A 22,133-nucleotide genomic window follows, 5' to 3' on the forward strand; every position below is an offset into this window, starting at 1 on the left:
AAGGAGGCGGGCATGCCCCAGGCGCTCTGGAGCGAGGTCGACAAGGTCCTGAACGAGGCGCTTCTGGGCCCGGACTCGGTACTCGAAGCGGCCCAGGCGGCCGGCCACGCCGCGGGCCTGCCCCCCATCGCCGTCGCCGCCAACCAGGGCCGGATGCTGCAGATTCTGGCCCTGACCGCTGGAGCGCGTCGGATCCTCGAGATCGGGACCCTGGCCGGCTACTCGACCATCTGGCTGGCCCGCGCCCTGCCGGAAGGCGGCCGTCTGATCAGCCTGGAGATCGACCCGCGCCACGCCGAGGTCGCCCGCGCCAACCTCGCCGCCGCCGGCCTCGCGGATCGGGCCGAGGTGCGGGTCGGGCCGGCGATCGAAACCCTGCCGAAGCTCCAGGCCGAGGGCGCCGGACCGTTCGAGTTCGTGTTCATCGACGCCGACAAGGCCAGCAACGCCGACTACTTCGCCTGGGCGCTGAAGCTGACCCGGCCTGGAAGCCTGATCGTGGTCGACAACGTAGTGCGGGCCAGCGCCATCACCGATGGCTCCAGCCAAGACCCCAATGTCGCCGGCGTGCGCGACCTCCTCGACCTCGCCGGCCGGGAGCCCCGCGTCAGCGCCACGGCGGTGCAGACCGTGGGCGAGAAGGGGCATGACGGGTTCCTGCTGGCGCGGGTTTTGCGGTGATAAGGGATGGGCTGCTTTTTCTTGGCCTTCTTGTAGCCACTGGTTGTTCGCCGACCTTCACCCACCCCAGCGGTTCGCTCCCCGTTCGTGAATGTGTCGACGTTGCTGGACATTCTGCCGACTGCGTAGACGGGCCAAATACGCAGGAAGAATGCGTTGCCGTGGAACTGGGGCACTTTGACTGCCCGGGCAATCCCGTTTGCTATGGCGCTAAGAACACCGAAATTCCATGCGAGCGTCCAGTGCGGTTTGCCAGCGCATTGTGCAGCGACGGTCATATCGCAACGGTGAGACCTGCAGCCCTTGGCTGCTTGGGCCACGGCGGGGTTCGGAGAATCGCCGAGCATCGACGTCATTAGAAGCTTTCCATTGCTGGCAGCCCTACCCAACGATGGACTCCGACCCAGACCTGTCATCCTCGCCCGGCCAGGAGGCTGCCCCCTTTAGCAAAGCGCAAGCAGGCCAGTCCGCCCCGGCGTCACCGGAGACTGCGAAGCTTTCGCAACGGTTATGTGACGGTTAAGCCCTGCCGGCCTATAACCGCCGCCCCGGTTGCGAAGTAGGGCCTGCGGTGAGTTTGTCGGCGATCAATCTGTATCTTTTTCACCTGCTGAACGGTCCAGCCGGACATGCGGGACTGGATCAGATTGTCTGGCACCTGGATCAGAACGTGTTTCCGCGCGAACTGATCCTGACAATGCCTTACATCTATTTGTGGTTCTCCCAGAAGACGCCGGAAAGTCGGGCGAGGCTCGTGGCCGGCCTCGGCGGCGCGATCCTGTCGATCGGCCTGGCGCGGCTCATAGCCCACTTCGCGCCCTTCGAGGTGCGGCCGATGTACGATGCGGCCAGCGGCTTTCACAAACTGGCCGTCGACCGGGCCGCCGACATGGAGGGCTGGAGCGCCTTCCCCAGCGACACGGCCGCCTTCTCGATCGCCTTGACCCTCGGCCTCTTCACCGTCAGCCGCACGGCTTCGGTGGCCCTGACCCTGCTCAGCATGGCCTTCTTCGGTCTGGCGCGGGTCTATCTCGGCATCCACTATCCGCTCGACGTGGCCGCCGGCTGGCTGATCGGCGGTCTCGCGGCCGCCCTGGCGCAGACGCCGCCCATCCGAGGGCTCGCGGGGTCGGCCCTGCGCGTCGAGGCGCGGGCGCCGCCGCTGTTCTATGCCTGCGCGGCCATGGTGCTCACCGAAACCGGCCAGATGTTCGACAATGTCCGCGACGCCTTGCACCTGCTGCATATGATCGCGTGAGAGCCGCGCGGCTGGCGTCAAGCCAAGCCCTGAAGCCGAAGCCAGCCCCAGATCCCCGCCGCCGCCAGGGCGGCGCCTGCCACCAGCCAACCCAGCCGCCCCGGCCAGGGGTTGGGCTCGACCACCACGACCGGCGGGGCGGCCTCGCGCGCCTCGGCCAGGCGGGCGAGGGCCTGAAGGGCCTTCACCCCGTCCTGGGCCAAGTCCTTGATCTTCGCCGCCGGCGACAGCTCGCGCATGATCCAGCGGCGCACCACCGGCTCGGCCGAGGCCCAAAGGTTATGCCCCGGGTCGATCGCGCGGCTGACGCCCTCGACCGTGACCATGGTCTTCTGCAACAGGACCAACTCGGGCCTCAGGCGCATGTCAAACAGGGCGGTGATCTCGAACAGCTGGCCCAGGAGCCGCCCCATGGAGACCGCCGCCGAGGGCCGGCCGACATTGGGCTCGCCGACGGCGCGCAGGGCCTGGGCGAAGGCCTCCACCGAGTGGTGGCGCGGCACATAGCCGGCGTCGAAATGGGCCTTGGCCACGCGCATATAGTCGCGCTGGAGGAAGCCCCACAGGATCTCGGCCAGGTGACGGCGGGCGACCGCGTCCAGCCGCCCGACGATGCCGAAGTCGACGGCCACGATCCGGTCCGGCGCGGCGACGAACAGGTTGCCCTCGTGCAGGTCGGCGTGGAACACCCCGTGGTCCATGGCCTGGGCCAGGAAGGCGCGGATCAGGTTGTCGGCTATGGCCTTGCGATCGATCCCGGGCTGTTCCAGGGCCTTGGGGTCCGACAGCGGCATGCCTTCGGCCCAGTCCAGGGTCAGCACCCGGCGCGAGACCCCCTCCCAGACCACGCCCGGCGCCCGCATGAAGCCGTCGGCGGTCATGACCTCGGCCAGTTCGCTGGCGCCCGCGGCCTCGAGCCTGAGATCCAGCTCCAGCTCCAGCGCCCGGGCGACGATGCTGGTCAGGGCGCGCGGCTCCAGCCGCCGGGCCTCGGGTCCGAACAGTTCGGCCAGGCGCCCGGCCAACTCCAGGGTCTCGACGTCGCGGGCGATGCGCTTTTCGATCCCCGGCCGCAGCACCTTGACCGCCACCTTGCGCCCGTCGTGCAGGGTCGCGGGATGGGCCTGGGCGATGGAGGCGGCGGCGATCGGCGGCTCGAAGGTGGCGAACACCACCTCGACCGGCCGATCGAGTTCGCGCGCCACCACGGCCTTGGCCACCTCGACCGGGAAGGGCGCCAGCCGATCCTTCAGGTGCGACAGGTCCTCGGCGAAGGGGCGGCCGAAGATGTCGGCGCGGGTCGACAGCACTTGGCCCAGCTTGATCGCCGCCGGCCCCATCCGTTCCAGCGCCGCCGCCAGCCGCTCGCCTGGCCGGCCGCGCCTGGCCTGCGGGCCGGCGAACAGGCGCAAGAAGCGCGCGCCCAGCCGCGCCGGCGGCGGCAGGATCGGATCGATCTCGCGCGGAATGAGGGCGTCGGCCCGCGCCAGCATCCAGACGGCGCCGATCAGCCGGACAAAGGCGGCGGGCCGGCTCATTATCGAGAGAGGGCCCAGCCCTGGTGCAGGGCGGCGACGCCGCCGGTGAAGTTGGTGACCGTGACCTTGGCGAAGCCCGCCTCGCGCATCATCCGGGCGAAGGTCTCCTGGTCGGGAAACCGGCGGATGCTCTCTACCAAGTACTGGTAGGACTCGCGGTCCTTGGCCACCAGGCCGCCGATCGCCGGAATCACCTTGAAGGAATAGGCGTCATAGGCGCCCCGCAAGGCCTCGGTGGTCGGCCGGGAGAACTCCAGGCACAGGAACCGGCCGCCGGGCTTCAGGACCCGCCGCGCCTCGCGCAAGGCCGCCGGAATGTCGGTGACGTTCCGGATGCCGAAGGCGATGGAATAGGCGTCGGCGCAGGCGTCCGGCAGAGGCAGCTTTTGCGCGTCGCCCACCGCCCAGGCGATCTCCGGCGCGCCGCCGCGGGCCCGGCCGGCGGCGATCATCTCCGCATTATAGTCCACCACCAGGATACGGGCGTCCTCGCCGCCGCGGCGGACCTGGGCGGCGCGGGCCATCTTGGCGTAGCGCATGGCCATGTCGCCGGTGCCGCCGGCGCAGTCGACGATCACCTCGCCCGGCTGCGGGTTCATCCGCGCCGCGGTCATGTCCTTCCAGATCCTATGCACGCCTGCGCTCATCAGGTCGTTCATCAGGTCGTAGCGGCTGGCCACCCGGTCGAACACGCCGCGCACCAGGCGCGGCTTCTCGGCCGGGTCGACATCCTTGAAACCGAAGCTGGCGGTGGTGCTGCTCATGGCCCCGCGTCTTAGCCTTGATGGCGCCGCCCCGCCATCCCTCAGCGCAACAAGCTGTGGCGAAGCGCCCCAGCGCGGCCTACATCCCTGTCATGCCCGAACTTCCCGAGGTCGAAACCGTCCGCCGCGGCCTGCAGCCGGTGCTCGAAGGCGCGCGCCTCTCGCGGGTCGAACAGCGCCGGCCGGACCTGCGCTTCCCCTTGCCCGAGGGCTTCGTCCAGCGCCTGACCGGGGCGCGGATCGAGGCGCTGGAGCGGCGGGCCAAGTACCTCTTGGCCCGGCTCGACCGGGACGAGACCCTGGTCATGCACCTCGGCATGACCGGCCGCTTCGAGATCGAGGGGGGGCCCTGCCGCGCGCGGCCGGGGGAATTCGCCCTCGCTGCACCGGCCGACCCCAAGCACGCCCATGTGGTGTTCCACACCGAGGCCGGCCCTGTGGTCACCTTCTTCGACCCCCGGCGCTTCGGCTACATGGACCTGATCGAGACCGGGAAGCTGGGCGATCACGCCTGGTTCGCGGGCCTCGGCCCCGAGCCGCTGGGCCCGGGCTTCGGTGCCGCCCATCTCGCGAGCGAACTGGCCGGACGTCGCCAGGCGATCAAGACCCTGCTGCTCGACCAGCGCATCGTCGCCGGCCTCGGCAACATCTATGTCTGCGAGGCCCTGTGGCGCGCGCGCATCTCGCCGCTGAAGCCCGGCGGAGAGATCAGGCCCGCAGCGCTGAAGACCCTGGTCCAGGCCGTGCGCGAGGTTTTGGAAGAAGCGATCGAGGCCGGTGGCTCCACCTTGCGCGACTACGCCTCGGCCGACGGGGCGCTGGGCTATTTCCAGCACAGCTTCGCCGCCTATGGCCGCGAGGGTGAGCCCTGCCGCACGCCGCGCTGCCGGGGCGCGATCGAGCGCGCGGTCCAAGGCGGCCGCTCGACCTTCTTCTGCGCGACCTGCCAGAAATAGAGCTTCACGCGCGCCATCTGGCGCCGCCTTGGCCGTGCGCCTAGGTTTCGATGATGTTCAAGCTACTCCGCTCCCTCCTCGCCGCCGTCCTGGTGGCCTTCAGCGCCGGCGCGGCGCAGGCCCAGCCGCCGGTGTGGATCGTCAAGGGCCACGGCTCGACCCTGGTCCTGTTCGGCTCGGTGCACCTTTTGCCGCCCGGGCTCGACTGGCGGCCGCCGGCCCTGAACGACGCCATAGCTCACGCCAGCGACCTCTGGTTCGAGATCCCGCTGGACGACGCCTCGGCGCTGGCGGCCAGCCAGCTGGCCATCAAGGTCGGCATGGAGCCCCCGGGCGTCACCCTGAGCTCGCAACTGCCGCCTAAGGACCGCGAGCGCCTGGCCGCCATGGCCCAGCGCTACGGCGTGCCGATCGCCGGGCTCGACCGGCTGAAGCCCTGGCTGGCCGAGGTCACCCTTTCGGTCGCCGCCTACGCCCAGGAGGGCGCCGAGCAGAACGATGGGGTGGAGCACGCCCTGTCCTCGACGGCGCCGGCCACGCTGGCGCGTTTCGCCTTCGAGACCCCGGAGCAGCAGATCGGCTATCTGTCCCAGGCGCCGACCCATGACCAGCTCGCGTCCCTGCGCGAAACCCTGGGGGAACTGGAGGAGGGCCGAGCGAAGTACGACCGCTTGATCGCCGCCTGGATGGCGGGCGATACGGCCGGGATCCGGGCCGAGGCCGTGGACCCGCTGAAAGAAGAGGCGCCCGGTGTCTACAAGGCGCTCGTGGTCGACCGGAACCGGCGCTGGGTGAAGGTGATGCAGAGACGCCTGGCGCAGCCCGGAGTCAGTGTGATGGTCGTCGGGGTCGGCCACCTGGTCGGGCCCGACAGCGTGCCGGCCATGCTACGCAAGCAGGGTCTTGTGGTGGAGGGTCCTTGAATAGTCATGCACAGGGCCATGCACACACGATTTGACGGCGACGCTTCAGACCCGATTGACCCGGCGTGGCGCTTCCCGTATATGCCCCTCCTTCTGATTTTCCGCGGCGGTTTGAACTCCGTCGCCCCGTCCGTTCCGAGGCTCTAGATCCATGGCCAATAACCCCGGCGCCAAGAAGGCGATCCGCAAGATCGCCCGCCGCACTGAGGTCAACAAGTCCCGCCGCTCGCGCGTGCGCACCTATCTGCGCAAGTTCGAAGAAAGCGTCGCCAGCGGCGACGTGGCCAAGGCGAAGGCCGCCTTCGTCGAGGCGCAATCCGAGCTGATGCGCGCTGTCGGCAAGGGTGTGGTGCACAAGAACACCGGCGCCCGCAAGGTGTCGCGTCTGGCCGCCCAGCTGAAGAAGCTCGCGACCGCGTAATAACGTCCAACCGGGCGTTAACCTTCGAGAAAATCTAAGTAATTCCAGCCAAGCCGCTGGGCCTATATGGTCTTGCGGCTTGGTTGGCGCGTGGGGAATTGTTCCGTGAACAGAAGCCCAAAAACGAGTTTTCCTTGCCCGTTGAGGGACTACTTAGAGTCAATCGAAATATCCGTCGACGGCGCGAAGAATCCCGGTTGACCGGGCTTTGGCGCCGGCTAGCATGGCCTCACAGGATGTTTCCATCTCAGTACGGAAGAATGGCGCCGGCGGTGTAGTGCAACCGCCGGACGAGGGGAATTTTGCGTGAATCATAGAGGCTCGGCCGTTGCGGGAACAGGCCGGACCAAGACCGGTTTCGGGGTGCTGGCGATATGACGATGAACTATTCGGGAGGGATGACCAGTCTTGCCAACCGGGGGGGCGGCGAACTGGAAGCGGTCTGGGCCAAGGCCTCGGCCGCGCTCAAGAGCGAGATGAGTCAGGACACCTTCAATTCCTGGCTGGGCCAGGCGGGGGTGCGTGAAAACGCCGCAGGGGAGCTCTATCTGGTCACGCCGACGGGGATCGCGCGAGACTGGGTGCGGCGCAACGCCTGGCGGCGGGTGACCGAGCTGTGGTCGCAGTACGATCCTCAGCGCCGCGCTCTGGAACTGCGCTCGCGGGCGGAGCTGGACACTGCGGCGCCGGCGCAAGACAGCGCTGGCGCAGCCAGCCCGGCGCCGGCGCCCAAGGCCCCACTGCAGGCCCTGGCCAGCCCGGCGGCCGAAGAAGCCGAAACGGCGCCGCGCGCGCCCGGGTTGCAGGAGCGCTTCCGCTTCGACACCTTCGTACCCGGCCCGGCCAACGAATTCGCCCACTCGGTGGCGAAAAAGGTAGCCTGCTGGAGCGACGGCCACTTCAACCCCGTCGTCTTCCATGGCCCCTACGGTTTCGGCAAGACGCACCTTCTGAACGCCATCGCCTGGGAGGCCATGCGCGCCTCGCCCGGCCGCAAGGTGATCTACCTGACCGCCGAGCGGTTCCTGCAAAGCTTCGTGCGGGCGATGATGGACCGCACCGGCCCGGCCTTCAAAGACGAGCTGCGCGCCGCCGACCTGCTCCTGATCGACGATGTGCATTTCATCGCCGGCAAGCAGTCGAGCCAGGAGGAACTGTATCATACCCTCGCCGCCCTGACCCAGGACGGCCGCCGGGTGGTGTTCACCGCCGACCGGGCGCCCAACGACCTGACCGAAATGGATGCCCGGCTGCGCTCGCACCTTCAGGCGGGTCTGGTCTGCGGTATCGAGCCGGCCGACCGCACGCTTCGCCTCGGCATCCTCGAGCGCAAACTGGTCCAGCTCGGCCGGCCGATGGGCCAGCCTGGCCTGAACGCCCGGCCCGAGGTGCTGCAATTCCTGGCCGACCGGTTCACCGACAGCGTGCGCGAGCTGGAAGGCGCCCTGAACACCCTGGTCGCCCGGGTGGGCGAGCGGGTCGAAGCGCTGAACCTGGACGAGGCCCAAGCGATCCTTCGGCCCCACCTGCGCGGCGCCGAAAAGCGCATCACCGTCGACGACATCCAGAAGGCGGCGGCCGAGCACTACGGCATGAAGCAGGCCGACCTGATCTCGGAACGTCGCAATCGCGCCGTGGCCCGTCCGCGCCAGGCGGCCATGTGGCTGGCCAAGACCCTGACCACGCGCTCGTTGCCGGACATCGGCCGGCGCTTCGGCGGGCGCGACCACACCACCGTGTTGCACGCCGTGCGCCGCATCGAGGCCCTGCGCCAGGAAGACCCCCAACTGGCCCGCGACCTGGAAGTCCTGACCCGCAAGCTGCGGGGCTGAAGCCACCCCCCTTGGGCGGACGACGAGCCCCTTCTTCCGTCCGAACGGCGGGGGAAGGGGCTTGCTTGGCTTTGGGCGCCTGGCGAAGCGGCGGCCTTCCGCCGAATTGGTTTTGCGCCGCCCGAACCCTCTTCCCCGGCGTTGCTTTTCAGTTAATCTCCCCTCCCCTTTAAAGGGTCGCGGAGGAAGGAATCGCCGTCCGCGGCCGCAGATTCGGACGTCCAGATGCAGCTTACCATCGAGCGCGCGGCTCTGCTGAAAGCGCTGGGGCATGTTCAGAGCGTCGTCGAACGGCGCAACACCATTCCCATCCTTTCCAACGTGCTCCTGTCCACCAGCCGCGATGCGCTCGCGCTGTCGGCGACCGATCTCGACATGGAGATCATCGACGAGACGCCCGGCCGCGTTGACCAGCCCGGCCAGATCACCGCGCCCGCGCACACCCTCTACGAGATCGTCCGCAAGCTGCCGGAAGGGGCCGAGGTCGAGCTGCGCTACAGCGGCGAAGACCCACGCCTGACCATCGCGGCGGGCCGCTCGCGCTTCAACCTGCCGGTGCTGCCGGCGGGCGATTTCCCGGTGATGTCCTCGGACGGCCTGTCCAGCTCGCTCAGCATCGACACGGTCGACCTGATGCGGCTGATCGACAAGACCCGCTTCGCCATCTCCACCGAGGAGACCCGCTACTACCTGAACGGCCTCTACCTGCACACTGTCGTCGACGGCGGGGTGACCAAGCTGCGCGCCGTGGCCACCGACGGCCACCGCCTGGCCCTGGCCGAGATGCTGGCGCCCGAAGGCGCAGTCGGCGCGCCCGGCGTCATCGTGCCGCGCAAGACCGTGCAAGAGGCCCGGCGCCTGCTGGAAGACGCCGGCGAGACCGTCGAGCTGCAGGTCTCGGCCCAGAAGGTGCGCTTCGCCTTCGGCCGCGCCGCCCTGACCTCCAAGGTGATCGACGGCTCCTTCCCCGACTATGTGCGGGTGATCCCCAAGGACAACACCCGCATCCTGACCGTCGACAACGCCCTGTTCGCCCAGGCGGTGGACCGGGTGGCGACCATTTCGGCGGAGAAGAGCCGTTCGGTGAAGATGACGGTCGAAAGCGGCCGCATCGTGCTCACCGTGCGCAACATGGAGGCCGGCCAGGCGGTCGAGGAGATCGAGGTCGACTACGACGGCGAGCCCTTCGAGATCGGCTTCAACGCCCGCTACCTCTTGGACGTCTGCGGCCAGATCAAGGGCGAGACCGCCGAGTTCCGCTTCGCCGACCCGGCCTCGCCGACCCTGGTCCTGGACCCGGTGGACGCGGACGTGCAGTACGTCCTGATGCCACTGCGCGTGTAGAACCCCTGCCCAAGGGGAGGGGCCCTGCGCCCCTCACGCCATGACCCGCGCCGTCCTGCGCCAGCTGACCCTGACCGACTTCCGCGGCTATGAGCGCGCCGCCCTGCCCATGGACGGGCGGCCGGTCTATCTGTTCGGGCCCAATGGGGCGGGCAAGACCAACCTTCTGGAGGCGGTCAGCCTACTGTCGGCCGGGCGGGGCTTGCGCAACGCCGCCATCGCCGAGATCGGCCGCCGCCTGCCGGGCGAGGCCGCGGGCCGCGCCTGGGCCGTCGCGGCCGAGGTCGAGAGCGACCCCGCTGAGGAGCCGGTCCGCCTGGGCACGGGGACCGAGGCCCCCGGCGCGGCCCGCCGGCTGGTCCGCGCCCAGGGCGAGCCGGCGATGCCCGGTCGCCTGGCCGATCACCTGCGCCTGGTCTGGCTGACCCCGCAGCAGGACCGCCTGTTCCTGGAGGGCGCCAGCGAGCGGCGGCGCTTCTTCGACCGACTGGTGTTCGCCGCCGAGCCCGGCCACGCCGCCCAGGCGGCGTCTTACGAGAAGGCCCTGCGCGAGCGCGCCCGGCTCCTGGCCGAGGAGGGGCCGGACCCCGACTGGCTGACCGCGCTGGAAGCGCGCCTGGCCGAGGCCGGGGCGCGGATGGCCGAGGCCCGCGTCCGCACCCTCGTCGCGCTCAAGGCCGAGATCGACGGCCGGGCCGACCGGCCCTTTCCCCAGGCCGACCTGGACCTTACCGGCCCCTTCGAGCAGATGGCGCTCGCGGGCGCGCCAACCGAGGAGATCGAGGCCCAGATCGCCCGCGCGCTCTTGGCCGGGCGCCCACGCGACGCCGCCGCCGGGCGCAGCCTGACCGGCCCGCACCGCACCGATCTTTCCGTCCGTCATCGGGAAAAGGACCGCCCGGCCGCCGAATGCTCCACGGGTGAGCAGAAAGCCCTGATTTTGAACCTGGTTTTGGCCCAGGCTGCGCGACTTTCGGGTGCGAAATCCGCACCGAATCCTGTAGTGTTGCTCGATGAGGTCGCCGCGCACCTGGACCCGCTCCGGCGTGCGGCCCTCTTCGATGAAATCGAGGCGCTGGGCCTGCAGGCTTTCCTGACCGGGACCGAAGAAGCGCTGTTTAGCGACCTGAAGGGGCGAGCCCAGGGCGTTCATGTGGACGCCGCCAGTCTCGCCATTGTGGACGACGAATGACCGACCAAACCCCCGAGACCTACGATCCCTCCAACGGCGCCGACGACTACGGCGCCGACAGCATCAAGGTGCTCAAGGGCCTCGACGCCGTGCGCAAGCGGCCGGGCATGTACATCGGCGACACCGACGACGGCTCGGGCCTGCACCACATGGTCTACGAGGTGGTGGACAACGCCATCGACGAGGCCCTGGCCGGCTTTGCGACCCTGGTCGAGGTGACCCTGAACGCCGACGGCTCGGCCACCATCGCCGACGACGGCCGCGGCATCCCCACCGACATCCACGAGGGCGAGGGGGTCAGCGCGGCCGAGGTCATCATGACCCAGCTGCACGCCGGCGGGAAATTCGACCAGAACAGCTACAAGGTCTCGGGCGGCCTGCACGGGGTGGGCGTGTCGGTGGTCAACGCCCTGTCGGACTACCTGCTGCTGAAGATTTGGCGAAACGGCAAGGTGCACGAGATGCGCTTCGAGCGCGGCGATGCGGTCAGCCCCCTGGTGGTCACCGGCGAGGCCCCTCGGCGGGCCAATGGCGAGTACCTGACCGGCACCCAGGTCACCTTCATGCCCTCGCTGGAGACCTTCAGCCACATCGACTTTGACCGCAAGACGCTGGAGCACCGGCTGCGCGAGCTGGCCTTCCTCAATTCCGGCATCAGCATCAAGTTCTCGGACCTGCGCGACGCCGAGCCGTTCGAGGAGATCCTGTCCTACCAGGGCGGGGTCGAGGCCTTCGTGCGCCACCTGGACAAGGCCAAGACGCCGCTGATCAAGGCCCCGATCGTGATCCGCGGCCGCCGCGACAAGGTCGAGGTCGACCTCTCCCTGTGGTGGAACGACAGCTATCACGAGACCATGCTGTGCTTCACCAACAACATCCCCCAGCGGGATGGCGGCACGCACCTTTCAGCCTTCCGCGGGGCCCTGACGCGGATCATCACGGGCTATGCCGAAAGCAGCGGCGCGGCCAAGCGCGAGAAGGTCTCGGTCACCGGCGAGGACGCGCGCGAAGGCCTGACCTGCGTGCTGTCGGTCAAGGTGCCCGACCCCAAGTTCTCCTCCCAGACCAAAGACAAGCTGGTCTCCTCCGAGGTGCGCCCGGCGGTCGAAGGCCTGGTCGCCGACGGCCTCGCCACCTGGTTCGAGGAGCATCCCGCCGAGGCCAAGGCCATCGTGCAGAAGATCGCCGAGGCCGCCGCCGCCCGCGATGCGGCCCGCAAGGCCCGCGAACTGACCCGGCGCAAGTCGGCCCTCGACATCACCTCCCTGCCCGGCAAGCTCGCCGACTGCCAGGAGCGCGATCCGGCCAAGTCTGAACTGTTCCTGGTCGAGGGCGACAGCGCCGGCGGCTCGGCCAAACAGGCCCGCAACCGCGAGAACCAGGCCGTGCTGCCCCTGCGCGGCAAGATCCTAAATGTCGAGCGCGCCCGCTTCGACAAGATGCTGTCGTCGGAGCAGGTCGGCACCCTGATCACCGCGCTCGGCGCCGGGATCGGCCGCGACGACTTCGACATCGAGAAGATCCGCTACCACAAGATCGTCATCATGACCGACGCCGACGTCGACGGCGCCCATATCCGCACCCTGCTGCTCACCTTCTTCTACCGGCAGATGCCGGAGGTCTTGGAGCGCGGCTACCTCTATATCGCCCAGCCGCCGCTCTATAAGGCGTCCAAGGGCAAGTCCTCGCGCTACCTGAAGGACGACAGCGAGCTTGAGGCCTATCTGATCGACGAGGGCGTCGAGGGCGCGGTGCTCGAGCTCTCCACCGGCGAGCAGATCGCCGGCGCCGACCTTCTGGCCCTGGTGCAGACCTGCCGCGGCGCCCGCGCCAATATCGAGCGCCTGGCCGCCCGCGCCCCGGGTTTCGCGATCGAGCAGGGCGCCCTGGCCGGCCTGTTCGGCGAGGCCCCCGATCCGGAGGCGGTGGCGCATCGCATGGACCTCTACGCCGAGGAAGGCGATGGACCCTGGTCCGGGCGACAGGGCGAGGCCGGCGGCTTCGTCTTCACCCGCGTGCGCCGTGGGGTCACCGACCAGCTGGTGCTGGACGAGGTGCTGATCCACTCCGCCGACGCGCGCCGCCTGGCCGAGCGCGGCGCCAGTCTCGCCCAGACCTTCGCCAAGCCCGGCGTTTTCCGCCGCAAGGACCGCTCCAGCCCCGTGCGCGGACCACGCGACCTGGTGGACGCCATCTTCGAGGCGGGCCGGCGCGGCCTGTCGATCCAGCGCTACAAGGGCCTGGGCGAAATGAACGCCGACCAGCTGTTCGAGACCACCCTCGACGTCGACGCCCGCACCCTCTTGCAGGTCAGGGTCAACCATGCAGACGACGCCGACGACATGTTCTCGCGCCTGATGGGCGACCTCGTGGAGCCGCGCCGCGAATTCATCCAGGACAACGCCCTGGACGCCGAGGTCGACGTCTGATCGCCAACGCCCTTGTTCATGCCTCAGGATTTCTGAAGGTGTGAGTAGCGCGCCTGGGCAATGGAATCCTGACGCGGCGAGCATCTCTTGACCGTCTACCATCAGGTTTTCTATCGGTATCGAGCGAAAATGTCGGCTGCCGCCGCCGTTCCCTGAAGCCTGCGCCACCCCATCTGTGCGTGCACCATGATGCATGACAGCAAGGAGGCTGTTCCCATGAGCAAGCTTGCAGGCAAGATCGCCCTGATCACCGGCGGCACCACCGGCATCGGCGCGGCGACCGCGAAACTGTTCCAGGCCGAGGGAGCCACGGTGGTGGTCACCGGCTCCAGCCCGGCCTCGGTCGAGGCGGCGCGAGCGGCCCTGCCGGGCGTCGAGGCGATCGTCTCCGACGGCGCCGACATCGCCGCCACCAAGGCCCTGGTCGACCATGTCAAGGCCAGGCACGGACGCATCGACGTGCTGTTCGTCAACGCCGGCATCGCCAAGTTCGCCCCGGTCGAGGCCGTGGACGAGACCTTCTACGACAGCCAGTTCGACCTCAACGTCAAGGGCGCCTTCTTCCTCCTGAAGCATGCGATCCCGGCCATTTCGGACGGTGGGTCGATCATCCTCACCGCATCGGTCGCCGGCGCCAACGGCGGCCTGGGCGGCGGCGAGGTCTATGGCGCCACCAAGGCGGCGCTGCGCTCGTTCGGCCGCACCTTCGCCCGGGCGCTGACCCCGCGCGGCATCCGGGTCAACACCGTCAGCCCAGGCCCGGTGGTCACGCCGATCCTGGACCGGGGCGGCCTGACCCCGGCGCAGAAGGAAGCCTTCATCGAGGGGGCCAAGGCCCGCATCCCGCTGGGCCGCACCGGTGAGCCGGAGGAGGTGGCCCGCGCCGCCCTCTACCTCGCCGCCGACGCCACCTACACCACCGGCGCCGAGTTGTTCGTCGACGGCGGCCTGATTGATCTCTAGGCCGGCCAAAGCTTCATGCTGGATAGTCCAGGCTGGGATACCAGTCGGTCCCGCGGCCTTCTGGGGTCAGGTCCAGCACCAGCCACAGGGGCGCAGGGTCCGGCGCGCCCCTGGGGTCCTGGCCCGGATCGGCCGTCGAGCCGGTCATCTCTCCGGCCCAGAAGTGGCGGATGGTCCCGTCCCGGCGGGTGAACACGTTCTGGGCCGGAACCTCCGCCCCATCGGGCAGCAGGCCGCGGTAGTCCCGCGAATAGGCCCCGCTCAGGTCCTGATAGAGCCGCAAATGCCGCCAGCCGCGCTCCCGCTTCCAGGCCGTCAGCCGCTCCAGCGGCGAGCGGGCGACCACCGCCAGCGAAACCCGCTGGCCGATATCGGCGGCGTTGCCCTCCCAGGCCGCCAGCAGGTTGGTGCACATGGGACAGGGCCGGCGCCGCTCGGGCCCGAACATGTAGCTGTGGATCACCAGGCTGGACTTGTCCTGGAACAGGCCCGCCAGATCGACCTCGCCCTCCTCGCCCAGGAAGCGATAGTCGCCGATGACCGGGGCGCCCGGCGGCAGGGCGCGCCGCTTGGCCGCCACCCGCTCGATATGCCGGCGAAGCTCGATCTCCTCGGCCAGCAGGGCCGTCCGCGCGGCGCGGTATTCGGCGCTTTCGCCGGGAATGCGCACCGGATTGTCCCGCGCCAGGGCGGCGGCGGGCGTAAGCGTCTGGGTTTCGAAAGCCATGGAACCTCTCCGCTGGAGGACTATCCACCAAGGACGTATGGGCCTGCCGCGCGCCGACAAGGGCCGTGACCCAAATTCGCCACAGCCAGCTTGGCGCTTGAGCCGCGGCCCGCAACAGCGTTTCATAGGCCGGACGCCGCCTTTGGGGAGCAGCCGGCCCGTGCGCCAATCCGTTGTCGTCATCGCCGCCCTGGCCGCTGTGCTGGCAGGGCCGGCCGCGTGGGCGGCCGATCCGCCGGATGGCGCCGCCGTCTCGCCCGCATCCCAGACGGAAAAGGTGCATTCCAGCCTCGACCAGGTGTTCGGACCCGGCCAGTGGCGCCAGACCAGCGGCTATCGCACCCGGGCCCAGGAGAACGCCCTGCGCCGCCGCGGCGCGGGAACCGTGGCGGTTGGCCAGGTTTCGCACCACTCCCTGGGCGGGCCCGACGCGCCCCAGGCCTATGACGTGGTGGTGCCGGGCATGAGCCAGGCGCGGGCGGCGATCAAGCTGCGCCAGGCCGATGCCGGCTTCACCCGCGTCCTGGCCGAGGCCGCCCATGGGCCGGAAGGCCCGCACCTGCACATCGAGCCCGGCGCCGCCCTCGCCGTCGGCCAAGCCGCGGCCGCCGAGGCCGCGCCGCCAGAGCCTACCATCTACCTGCGCATCGCCGACGGCCGGCGCAATCCCGAGATCGGGTCCGCTCGTCATCGCCGCGCCTCGCGCGCGCCGTGACCGCCCTCTCCCCCGTCGAGGGCGCCTGCCATTGCGGCGCCGTGCGCCTGACCCTCGCCCGCGCGCCGCAGACGCTCACCGACTGCAACTGTTCGATCTGCCGCCGCTATGGCGTGCTGTGGGCCTATTACAGGCCGGACGAGGTCGAGATCGCGGCGGGCCACGACGCCACCGAAACCTATGCCTGGGGCAAGGCCAGCATCCTGTTCCACCGCTGCCGGACCTGCGGCTGCGTCGTGCGCTGGACCGCCGTCGACCCCGCCCGCAATCGCACAGGCGTCAACGCCCGCCTGCTGGACCTGGGGGTGCTGGCGACCGCCCGCGTGCGCCATCTGGATGGAGCGGTGACGGAAGCCTACCTGGATTGAACCGGATGGCCCGCGGCCGGGTCTTCGATGCCGCAGGGCACGGCCGTCGGGGCAGCGATCGAGAACACCGGCGCAGGCCGAAACGAGGCGGATGACCGCGGCCGCCGCCGCCACCCGGCCGGCGCGGGCGGGGCGCGGGCCGGGCTCGGGTGGCCGCCATCGCGCGCGAACGCCGCGATTACAAGCAGATTTTCCATGCGCTATGATCAATAAACTGCGCAAATTGTGACGTCGTGATCAGCAGTTTCGATGAAATATCGTTGTTATTATGTCTTATTTGCTGTTGATCGAATTTCTAAATCACTGCTATAGGCGCAAATATAGTCGGGGGCGGGCTTACATGACTGTAAGTTTGGGGGCCTCATGTCGACGTACTTGAATTTCTACGGCCAAGCCATGCCGGTCAGCGCCGCGCCCGTCTATTGGGCGCACACCACCGCTGTCGGCCAGACCCTGACCGGGGTCGACAGGTTCGAGACCCTGCGCGACTCGCTGGGTGGTTCGCCGACCCTGATCGGGGAAACCCGGGACACCACCTTCAACCTCATCTCGCCGACCAGCCACGTTCAGGCCCGCGCCGGCGCGATCAATTCGGTGATCGCCTATCGCGGCTTCACCCTGCCGGCCAATGTGCAGAACCTGACGGTGATGGACGCCCATTCCACCGGCCAGGGCAACAGCCTGAACAACCTGATGATCGCGCGGGGCCTGAACGACACCCTGATCCCGGGGGCGGGCAATGACGTCATGGTCGACGCCGGTTCGGGCCAAAGCATCTTCTCCATCTCGACCTCGGCCGGAAAGGACGTGATCTACGGCTTCAAGGTCAGCGGGACCAACGCCGACAAGATCGTGCTGACCGATCCGTCCATCTCCAGCTTCGCTGAGGTGCGCTCGCACATGACCCAGCAGGGCTCGGACACGCTGCTGGCCCTGTCGAGCACCACCGACATCCTGCTCAAGGGGGTGACGGCCACCAGCCTGACGGCAAGCGATTTCGGCCTGCGCCTCAACACCGCCGGCATGACCCCAACCTTCGTCGACACCTTCAGCCATCTGTCGCTCTACAACCCGACCAGCGGCTCCGGGACCTGGAAGACCAATTTCGCCTTCGGCATCCAGAGCGGGCCGGGCGACTGGAACAGCCGCACCGAACTCGGCAACGCGGAACGCCAACTCTATGTCGATAGCGCCTACAAGGGCTCAGGCTCGAGCGCCCTGGGCCTCAATCCGTTCTGGGTTTCGAACGGCGTCGTCGGCCTACACGCCGCCATGGCTCCATCGGCGGACGTCACCGCCCTGCACGACTACAAGTACACCTCGGGCCTTCTGACCACCGAGAAGTCGTTCGCCCAGCTCTACGGCTATTTCGAGATCCGGGCCGAGCTGCCCAATGTCGCCGGCGCCTGGCCGGCCTTCTGGATGCTGCCCGAGCACCCCACATCGAGCGCCGAGCTGGACGTGATGGAGGATTTCGGCGGCGGCCCGATCCACCAGACCGTGATCCACGGGCCCAAGGGCTCGCCCAGCCAGACCTATTTCGTCAGCAACGTGCCGAACGACGGGACCAGCTTCCACACCTACGGCGTGCTGTGGACCGCCAAGGAGATCGACTTCTATATCGACGGGGTCAATGTCGGCTCGACCGCCACCCCCTCCGACATGAACACGCCCATGTACATGCTGGTCAACATGGCGGTCGGCGGCATTTCGGGGACACCGGGCTCGGGCTTCAGCCAGACCATGAAGGTCGACTATGTCCACGCCTTCAGCCTGAGCGCCGCCGCCAGTTCGGCAGCCGCGGCCCCGGCGGCGGTCCATGTCGCCGCCAGCGCGGCCGTGGCCGCGCCAACGGAAGTCAGCCCGGCCGCGACCAGCGAGCATGCGACCGCCGTCAACCTCGCCGGAACCAACCACCTGACCGGCGACCACGCCCACGGCCTGCCGGTCAGCGGCCTGTTCAGCCATGACCACCTGACGGCTTTCGCGGCGCATCTCCAGGATCATATCTGGGCTTGAGGGGGCGGGCGTTCGGCGGTTCGACACTGCGTCGCCGGCCCGTCCTGGGCCGCACCCTTGAGCTCGGCGCCAAGCTTGGCTAGTCCCTCGCCAGACCACGCCTCGGGAAACCCATCCATGCGCGCCGCCATCGCCAGCCTCTGCCTCGTCCTGGCCGCCGCCGGCGTCGCCCGAGCAGAGGGCCCGCCGACAGCGGCGTGCGCGGGCCGGGACATGGATACGGCCATCGCCGCTTGCTCGCGGCTGATCGGCGCCGGCCATGCCGTAACAGGGCCGCTGGCGGCCGACATCTACGACGATCGCGGCGTGGCCTGCGCCGCCAAGGACAGGCTGGACGAGGCGATCGCCGACTTCAGCCAGGCCATCATCCTCGATCCCATAGACTCCACCGCCCTGCGCAACCGCGGCGACGCCTATGCGCGCCAGCAGCGTTGGGCCGAGGCCATGGCCGATTACGACCGCGCCCTGGCTCTGCGGCCCGACTACGCCCAAGCCGCCAATGGCCGCGCTATCGCCGAGGCGAGTTTGAAGCGGCTGAACGATGCGGTGGCCGATCTCAGCCGGGCGATCGCGCTCTCGCCGAAAGATCCCCTGGCCTGGTCAAACCGCGGCCAGGCCTATGAGCAACTGCACCGGCACGACCTGGCGGTGGCCGACTTCAACCAGGCCCTGGCGCTGGACCCCAATCTAGCCAATACCCTCATCGCCCGGGGCCTGGGCTACAAGCACGCCCGCAAGATGGACCTGGCGATCGCCGATTTCACCCAGGCCATAGCGGTCGATCGCCAGTCGGCGGTCGCCTACAACGACCGCGGCTCGACCTATGATTTCGTCGGCCGCTTCGACTTGGCGGTGGCCGACTTCGACCGCGCCATCGCCTTGCAGCCCGACTATGCCAAGGCCTACGCCAACCGCGGCAACACCCGGATGAACAAGGGCGAAAAGGAGAAGGCCATCGCCGACTTCCGCAAGGCGCTGGCTTTGCAGCCGGGCGAGCGGCTGGCGGTCGCTGGGTTGAAGGCGTTTGGGCTGCAGCCCTGATGAGCCGCGAGGACTATGGCTGCGTCTGCTGCGCAGCCTTGGCCGCCGCCAGGAGCTCGTTGCGGGCGTCGGCCAGCGCCTCGCTCAGGGTCCGCGCCTTGGCGGCCAGGGCGTTGAAGGCCGTCAGGTCGGCCTTGCTGCGAAAGGCGAACATGTGCGCCGCCTTGCTCCAGCGCACGCCGTGGGCGCGCAGGAACGTCGCGATCTCACCGATCTGGTCCACCAGTCGCGCGTCGGCATCATAGACCCGGTCGAGCATCGGCGCCCGCCGGCCCATGTCCGCGTCATAGTGGGCCAGGACCTGATCGGCCTGGGCCTGGCCGGCGACCAGGTTGGCCAGGTCGGCGCGTTCCTGATCGAGGTATTTGTGCGCCCGCGCCTTGCATTCGGCCAGCACCGACCGCGCCCGGACGACCCCGGCGCTCAGCAGCCGATAGTCGGGGTCGCGCTCGCGCGCCTGCGGATTGTTCAGATCCTCGACGCCGGTGGCCTTCAGGTCGGCGACGCAGGTCTCGTCGGCTCCCCGCAGCAGCAGGCGATAGCGCTCCGCCAGGTCGTGGATGGAATCGTTCAGCGCAGCTGCAGTCTGCGGCGGAGCCGCGTCCGTGTCGTCGGCCCGCGCCATGCCCGTGGCGGCCAGCGTCCACACGACCGCCCCCAACGCCATACCCGCCCATCGGCTCTGCATGATGCTCCCCCGTCCCGCCGCAAGCTCTACCGTGTAGCGGGCAGGCAAACCAGGGGACGCGCCTGTTGCGGGAGGAGGCGTCAGCGCGACAGCTCGCAGATCCAGTTCACCTCCCAGGTCCGCCCGCCGTCGTCGGAAAAGGCCTGCTCCATGCGCGCCGCCGTGGGCGACATGTTGGTCCACTCGTAGCGCACCAGGATCTGGCGGCCCTTCCAGGGCTCGGCGTCGTAGAAGTCGCCCCTGTTCCCCTGAAACTGTCCCACCACCGGCGGCATGCCTAGGACGCCGTTGTCCAGGTCCACGCCGTAGATGCTCCATTGGTGGGTCGCGGGGTTGTAGAGCCTCAGGGTCTGGGCCTTGATATGCTGGTGACTCTCGGGGCTGTCGACCTCGAAATCCTCGAAGTTTGCGTTGGAATCCAAAAGCTTCTTGTGGTTCGAGCGGCCGTCGTACTCGATCCAGTCGTGCGAGCCCACGAGGCGCTCGGGCAGGCGGCGCACATGCGCCTTCCAGTCGCCGATCAGAAAGTCGAAATCGTGCGCCCCGTCGTGTTGCGCGGCGACCTGGCCTGGGGTCAAGGGCTGCGGCGCCTGGGCGCAGACCTCGTTAGGAACGGCGGCGGCCGCCGCCATGCTGCATAGCCAGGTGATGAGGCCGCGGCCCATGTTTTCCTCCGACGCCAAGGAATGGCGCCGCACGCCTAGCCGGGGCCGTGTCGCCGGCCAATGGCCACTCGCGGACGAGCCGTCATGACCACTTGGCCCGCCCCTTGACGCCGCCGCCGGCGCCTGCGCATAAGCGCGCGACACGCAGGAGCCTCGCCGCCGGCAGAGCCGCCGAGCCCCGCGCGCCCTACAACATGCTGCACGTCCCCCGCCGAGTCCTGTCGAAGGGCGGTCGGACGCCTCGGGCAGGCGAGGAGGGCTATCCATGGCCAACGTCACCGTCGTCGGCGCCCAGTGGGGCGATGAGGGCAAGGGCAAGATCGTCGACTGGCTGTCGAACCGCGCCGACATCGTCGTGCGCTTCCAGGGCGGCCACAACGCCGGCCACACCCTGGTGGTCGACGGCAAGGTCTACAAGCTGGCCCTGCTGCCCTCCGGGGTCGTGCAGGGCAAGCTCTCGGTCATCGGCAACGGCGTTGTGGTCGATCCCTGGCACCTTTTGGGCGAGATCGAGAAGATCGAGCAGCAGGGGGTGAAGATCACGCCCGAACTCCTGGTCCTGGCCGACAACGCCGCCCTGATCCTTCCCATCCACGGCGACATCGACAAGGCGCGCGAGGCCCAGTCCAGCCAGAAGATCGGCACCACCGGCCGCGGCATCGGCCCGGCCTATGAGGACAAGGTCGGCCGCCGGGCGATCCGCGTCGCCGACCTGGCCGATCCCGAGGCGCTGAAGGCCAAGATCGACCGCCTTCTGGTGCACCACTCGGCCCTGCGCCGCGGCCTCGGCCTGCCCGACGCCGACGGCGAGGCCCTGCTGGCGCAGCTGCTGGAGATCGCGCCCAAGGTGCTGGCCTACGCCCAGCCGGCCTGGCGCCTGCTGGACGCCAAGGTGCGCGAAGGCCATCGGGTGCTGTTCGAGGGGGCGCAGGGCGCGCTGCTGGACGTCGACCACGGCACCTATCCCTTCGTCACCTCCTCCAACACCATGGCCGGCCAGGCTGCGGCGGGCTCGGGCCTCGGCCCCCGCTCGGTCGGCTATGTCCTCGGCATCGTCAAGGCCTACACCACCCGTGTCGGCGAAGGGCCATTCCCGACCGAGCTGAACGACGAGGTCGGCAAGCACCTCGGGACCGTGGGCCGCGAGGTCGGGGTCAATACGGGCCGTCCGCGGCGGTGCGGCTGGTTCGACGCGGTGCTGGTGCGCCAGACCATCGCCATCAACGGCATCCATGGCGTCGCCTTGACCAAGATGGACGTGCTGGACGGGCTGAAGACCCTGAAGGTCTGCGTCGGCTATCGCATCGGCGAGCAGGTGCTGGACTACCTGCCCTCCGGCATGCGCGACCAGGCCGCCGCGGTTCCCGTCTATGAGGAGCTGGAAGGGTGGAGCGAGACCACCCAGGGCGCCCGCAGCTGGAAGGACCTGCCTGGCAATGCGGTCAAGTACGTCCGCCGCATCGAGGAGCTGATCGGCGCCCCCGTGGCCCTGCTCTCCACCAGCCCGGAGCGCGAGGACACCATCCTGATGCGCGACCCGTTCGAGGACTGACGGGCTGGCGCCCAGCGCCGCGGCGGCTTAGGAAGGGCGGACCAAGTGTGATCCGCC

General features: G+C 69.1%; 20 protein-coding genes. 15 read left to right on the top strand and 5 right to left on the bottom strand.

The window, feature by feature from the left end; genetic code table 11:
- Positions 1-12 precede the first annotated feature (12 nt).
- Together KCG34_RS14405 and KCG34_RS14410 are read left to right on the top strand one after the other, a co-directional pair.
- Entirely contained in the window at positions 13-681 is a 669-nt protein-coding gene (locus KCG34_RS14405) for an O-methyltransferase (protein WP_211936341.1), read from the top strand.
- 670 nt (positions 682-1,351) lie between these two features.
- Positions 1,352-1,939 (top strand): phosphatase PAP2 family protein, encoded by a 588-nt coding sequence (locus tag KCG34_RS14410; RefSeq protein WP_211936342.1) that lies wholly within the window; start codon positions 1,352-1,354, stop codon positions 1,937-1,939.
- Between the two features lie 17 nt (positions 1,940-1,956).
- Here KCG34_RS14410 and ubiB read toward each other — a convergent pair whose 3' ends face one another.
- Together ubiB and ubiE are read right to left on the bottom strand one after the other, a co-directional pair.
- Entirely contained in the window at positions 1,957-3,477 is a 1,521-nt protein-coding gene (gene ubiB / locus KCG34_RS14415) for a 2-polyprenylphenol 6-hydroxylase (RefSeq protein WP_211936343.1), read from the bottom strand.
- Positions 3,477-4,241 carry a bifunctional demethylmenaquinone methyltransferase/2-methoxy-6-polyprenyl-1,4-benzoquinol methylase UbiE gene (gene ubiE, locus KCG34_RS14420; RefSeq protein ID WP_211936344.1) on the bottom strand — a complete coding sequence of 255 codons (765 nt, stop codon included), beginning with the start codon at positions 4,239-4,241 and terminating at the stop codon, positions 3,477-3,479. Before ubiE ends, ubiB begins: the two co-directional genes overlap by 1 nt.
- A 92-nt stretch (positions 4,242-4,333) precedes the next feature.
- Between ubiE and mutM the strand changes: the two genes are divergently transcribed.
- The 8 genes from mutM (at position 4,334) to KCG34_RS14460 (ending at position 14,301) form a co-directional block, all read left to right on the top strand.
- Complete coding sequence (mutM, locus tag KCG34_RS14425; RefSeq protein ID WP_211936345.1) at positions 4,334-5,197, top strand: bifunctional DNA-formamidopyrimidine glycosylase/DNA-(apurinic or apyrimidinic site) lyase; 864 nt, start codon at positions 4,334-4,336, stop codon at positions 5,195-5,197.
- Between the two features lie 53 nt (positions 5,198-5,250).
- Positions 5,251-6,120, top strand: coding sequence for a TraB/GumN family protein (locus KCG34_RS14430; RefSeq protein WP_211936346.1), 870 nt, complete (start codon positions 5,251-5,253; stop codon positions 6,118-6,120).
- Positions 6,121-6,271: 151 nt separating this feature from the next.
- Positions 6,272-6,541, top strand: a complete 270-nt coding sequence (rpsT, locus tag KCG34_RS14435; protein ID WP_211936347.1) for a 30S ribosomal protein S20 — start codon at positions 6,272-6,274, stop codon at positions 6,539-6,541.
- A gap of 398 nt (positions 6,542-6,939) precedes the next feature.
- A complete protein-coding gene (gene dnaA, locus KCG34_RS14440) occupies positions 6,940-8,373 on the top strand; it encodes a chromosomal replication initiator protein DnaA (RefSeq protein WP_367575999.1) in 1,434 nt (477 codons plus the stop codon).
- 225 nt (positions 8,374-8,598) lie between these two features.
- Positions 8,599-9,717, top strand: coding sequence for a DNA polymerase III subunit beta (dnaN, locus tag KCG34_RS14445; protein WP_211936349.1), 1,119 nt, complete (start codon positions 8,599-8,601; stop codon positions 9,715-9,717).
- Positions 9,718-9,757: 40 nt separating this feature from the next.
- Positions 9,758-10,909 carry a DNA replication/repair protein RecF gene (gene recF, locus KCG34_RS14450; protein ID WP_211936350.1) on the top strand — a complete coding sequence of 384 codons (1,152 nt, stop codon included), beginning with the start codon at positions 9,758-9,760 and terminating at the stop codon, positions 10,907-10,909.
- Positions 10,906-13,338 carry a DNA topoisomerase (ATP-hydrolyzing) subunit B gene (gyrB, locus tag KCG34_RS14455; RefSeq protein ID WP_211936351.1) on the top strand — a complete coding sequence of 811 codons (2,433 nt, stop codon included), beginning with the start codon at positions 10,906-10,908 and terminating at the stop codon, positions 13,336-13,338. Before recF ends, gyrB begins: the two co-directional genes overlap by 4 nt.
- 216 nt (positions 13,339-13,554) lie before the next feature.
- Positions 13,555-14,301, top strand: a complete 747-nt coding sequence (locus KCG34_RS14460) for an SDR family oxidoreductase (RefSeq protein ID WP_211936352.1) — start codon at positions 13,555-13,557, stop codon at positions 14,299-14,301.
- A 13-nt stretch (positions 14,302-14,314) separates the two neighbouring features.
- On the opposite strand, the gene KCG34_RS14465 is transcribed toward KCG34_RS14460, so the two are convergent.
- Positions 14,315-15,028 (bottom strand): DUF899 family protein, encoded by a 714-nt coding sequence (locus KCG34_RS14465; RefSeq protein WP_211936353.1) that lies wholly within the window; start codon positions 15,026-15,028, stop codon positions 14,315-14,317.
- A 160-nt stretch (positions 15,029-15,188) separates the two neighbouring features.
- On the opposite strand from KCG34_RS14465, the gene KCG34_RS14470 reads away from it, so the two are divergent.
- The 4 genes from KCG34_RS14470 to KCG34_RS14485 all read left to right on the top strand — a co-directional run bounded on the left by KCG34_RS14470 (position 15,189) and on the right by KCG34_RS14485 (position 19,171).
- Positions 15,189-15,743 (top strand): hypothetical protein, encoded by a 555-nt coding sequence (locus tag KCG34_RS14470; RefSeq protein ID WP_211936354.1) that lies wholly within the window; start codon positions 15,189-15,191, stop codon positions 15,741-15,743.
- Complete coding sequence (locus KCG34_RS14475) at positions 15,740-16,111, top strand: GFA family protein (protein ID WP_211936355.1); 372 nt, start codon at positions 15,740-15,742, stop codon at positions 16,109-16,111. The genes KCG34_RS14470 and KCG34_RS14475 overlap by 4 nt, the downstream gene beginning before the upstream one ends.
- Positions 16,112-16,474: 363 nt before the next feature.
- Positions 16,475-18,130, top strand: coding sequence for a glycoside hydrolase family 16 protein (locus KCG34_RS14480; RefSeq protein ID WP_211936356.1), 1,656 nt, complete (start codon positions 16,475-16,477; stop codon positions 18,128-18,130).
- 117 nt (positions 18,131-18,247) lie between these two features.
- The gene (locus tag KCG34_RS14485) at positions 18,248-19,171 is read left to right on the top strand and encodes a tetratricopeptide repeat protein (protein WP_211936357.1); all 924 of its coding nucleotides are present in this window, start codon (positions 18,248-18,250) and stop codon (positions 19,169-19,171) included.
- A 13-nt stretch (positions 19,172-19,184) separates the two neighbouring features.
- On the opposite strand, the gene KCG34_RS14490 is transcribed toward KCG34_RS14485, so the two are convergent.
- Positions 19,185-19,859 carry a hypothetical protein gene (locus tag KCG34_RS14490; RefSeq protein WP_211936358.1) on the bottom strand — a complete coding sequence of 225 codons (675 nt, stop codon included), beginning with the start codon at positions 19,857-19,859 and terminating at the stop codon, positions 19,185-19,187.
- Positions 19,860-19,939: 80 nt separating this feature from the next.
- Positions 19,940-20,524, bottom strand: a complete 585-nt coding sequence (locus tag KCG34_RS14495) for a DUF1579 domain-containing protein (RefSeq protein WP_211936359.1) — start codon at positions 20,522-20,524, stop codon at positions 19,940-19,942.
- Between the two features lie 265 nt (positions 20,525-20,789).
- Here KCG34_RS14495 and KCG34_RS14500 point away from each other — a divergent pair, with 265 nt between their 5' ends.
- Positions 20,790-22,076, top strand: coding sequence for an adenylosuccinate synthase (locus KCG34_RS14500; RefSeq protein WP_211936360.1), 1,287 nt, complete (start codon positions 20,790-20,792; stop codon positions 22,074-22,076).
- Positions 22,077-22,133 lie beyond the last annotated feature (57 nt).

The organism is Phenylobacterium montanum (assembly GCF_018135625.1).
Classification (GTDB): Bacteria; Pseudomonadota; Alphaproteobacteria; order Caulobacterales; family Caulobacteraceae; genus Poindextera; species Poindextera montana.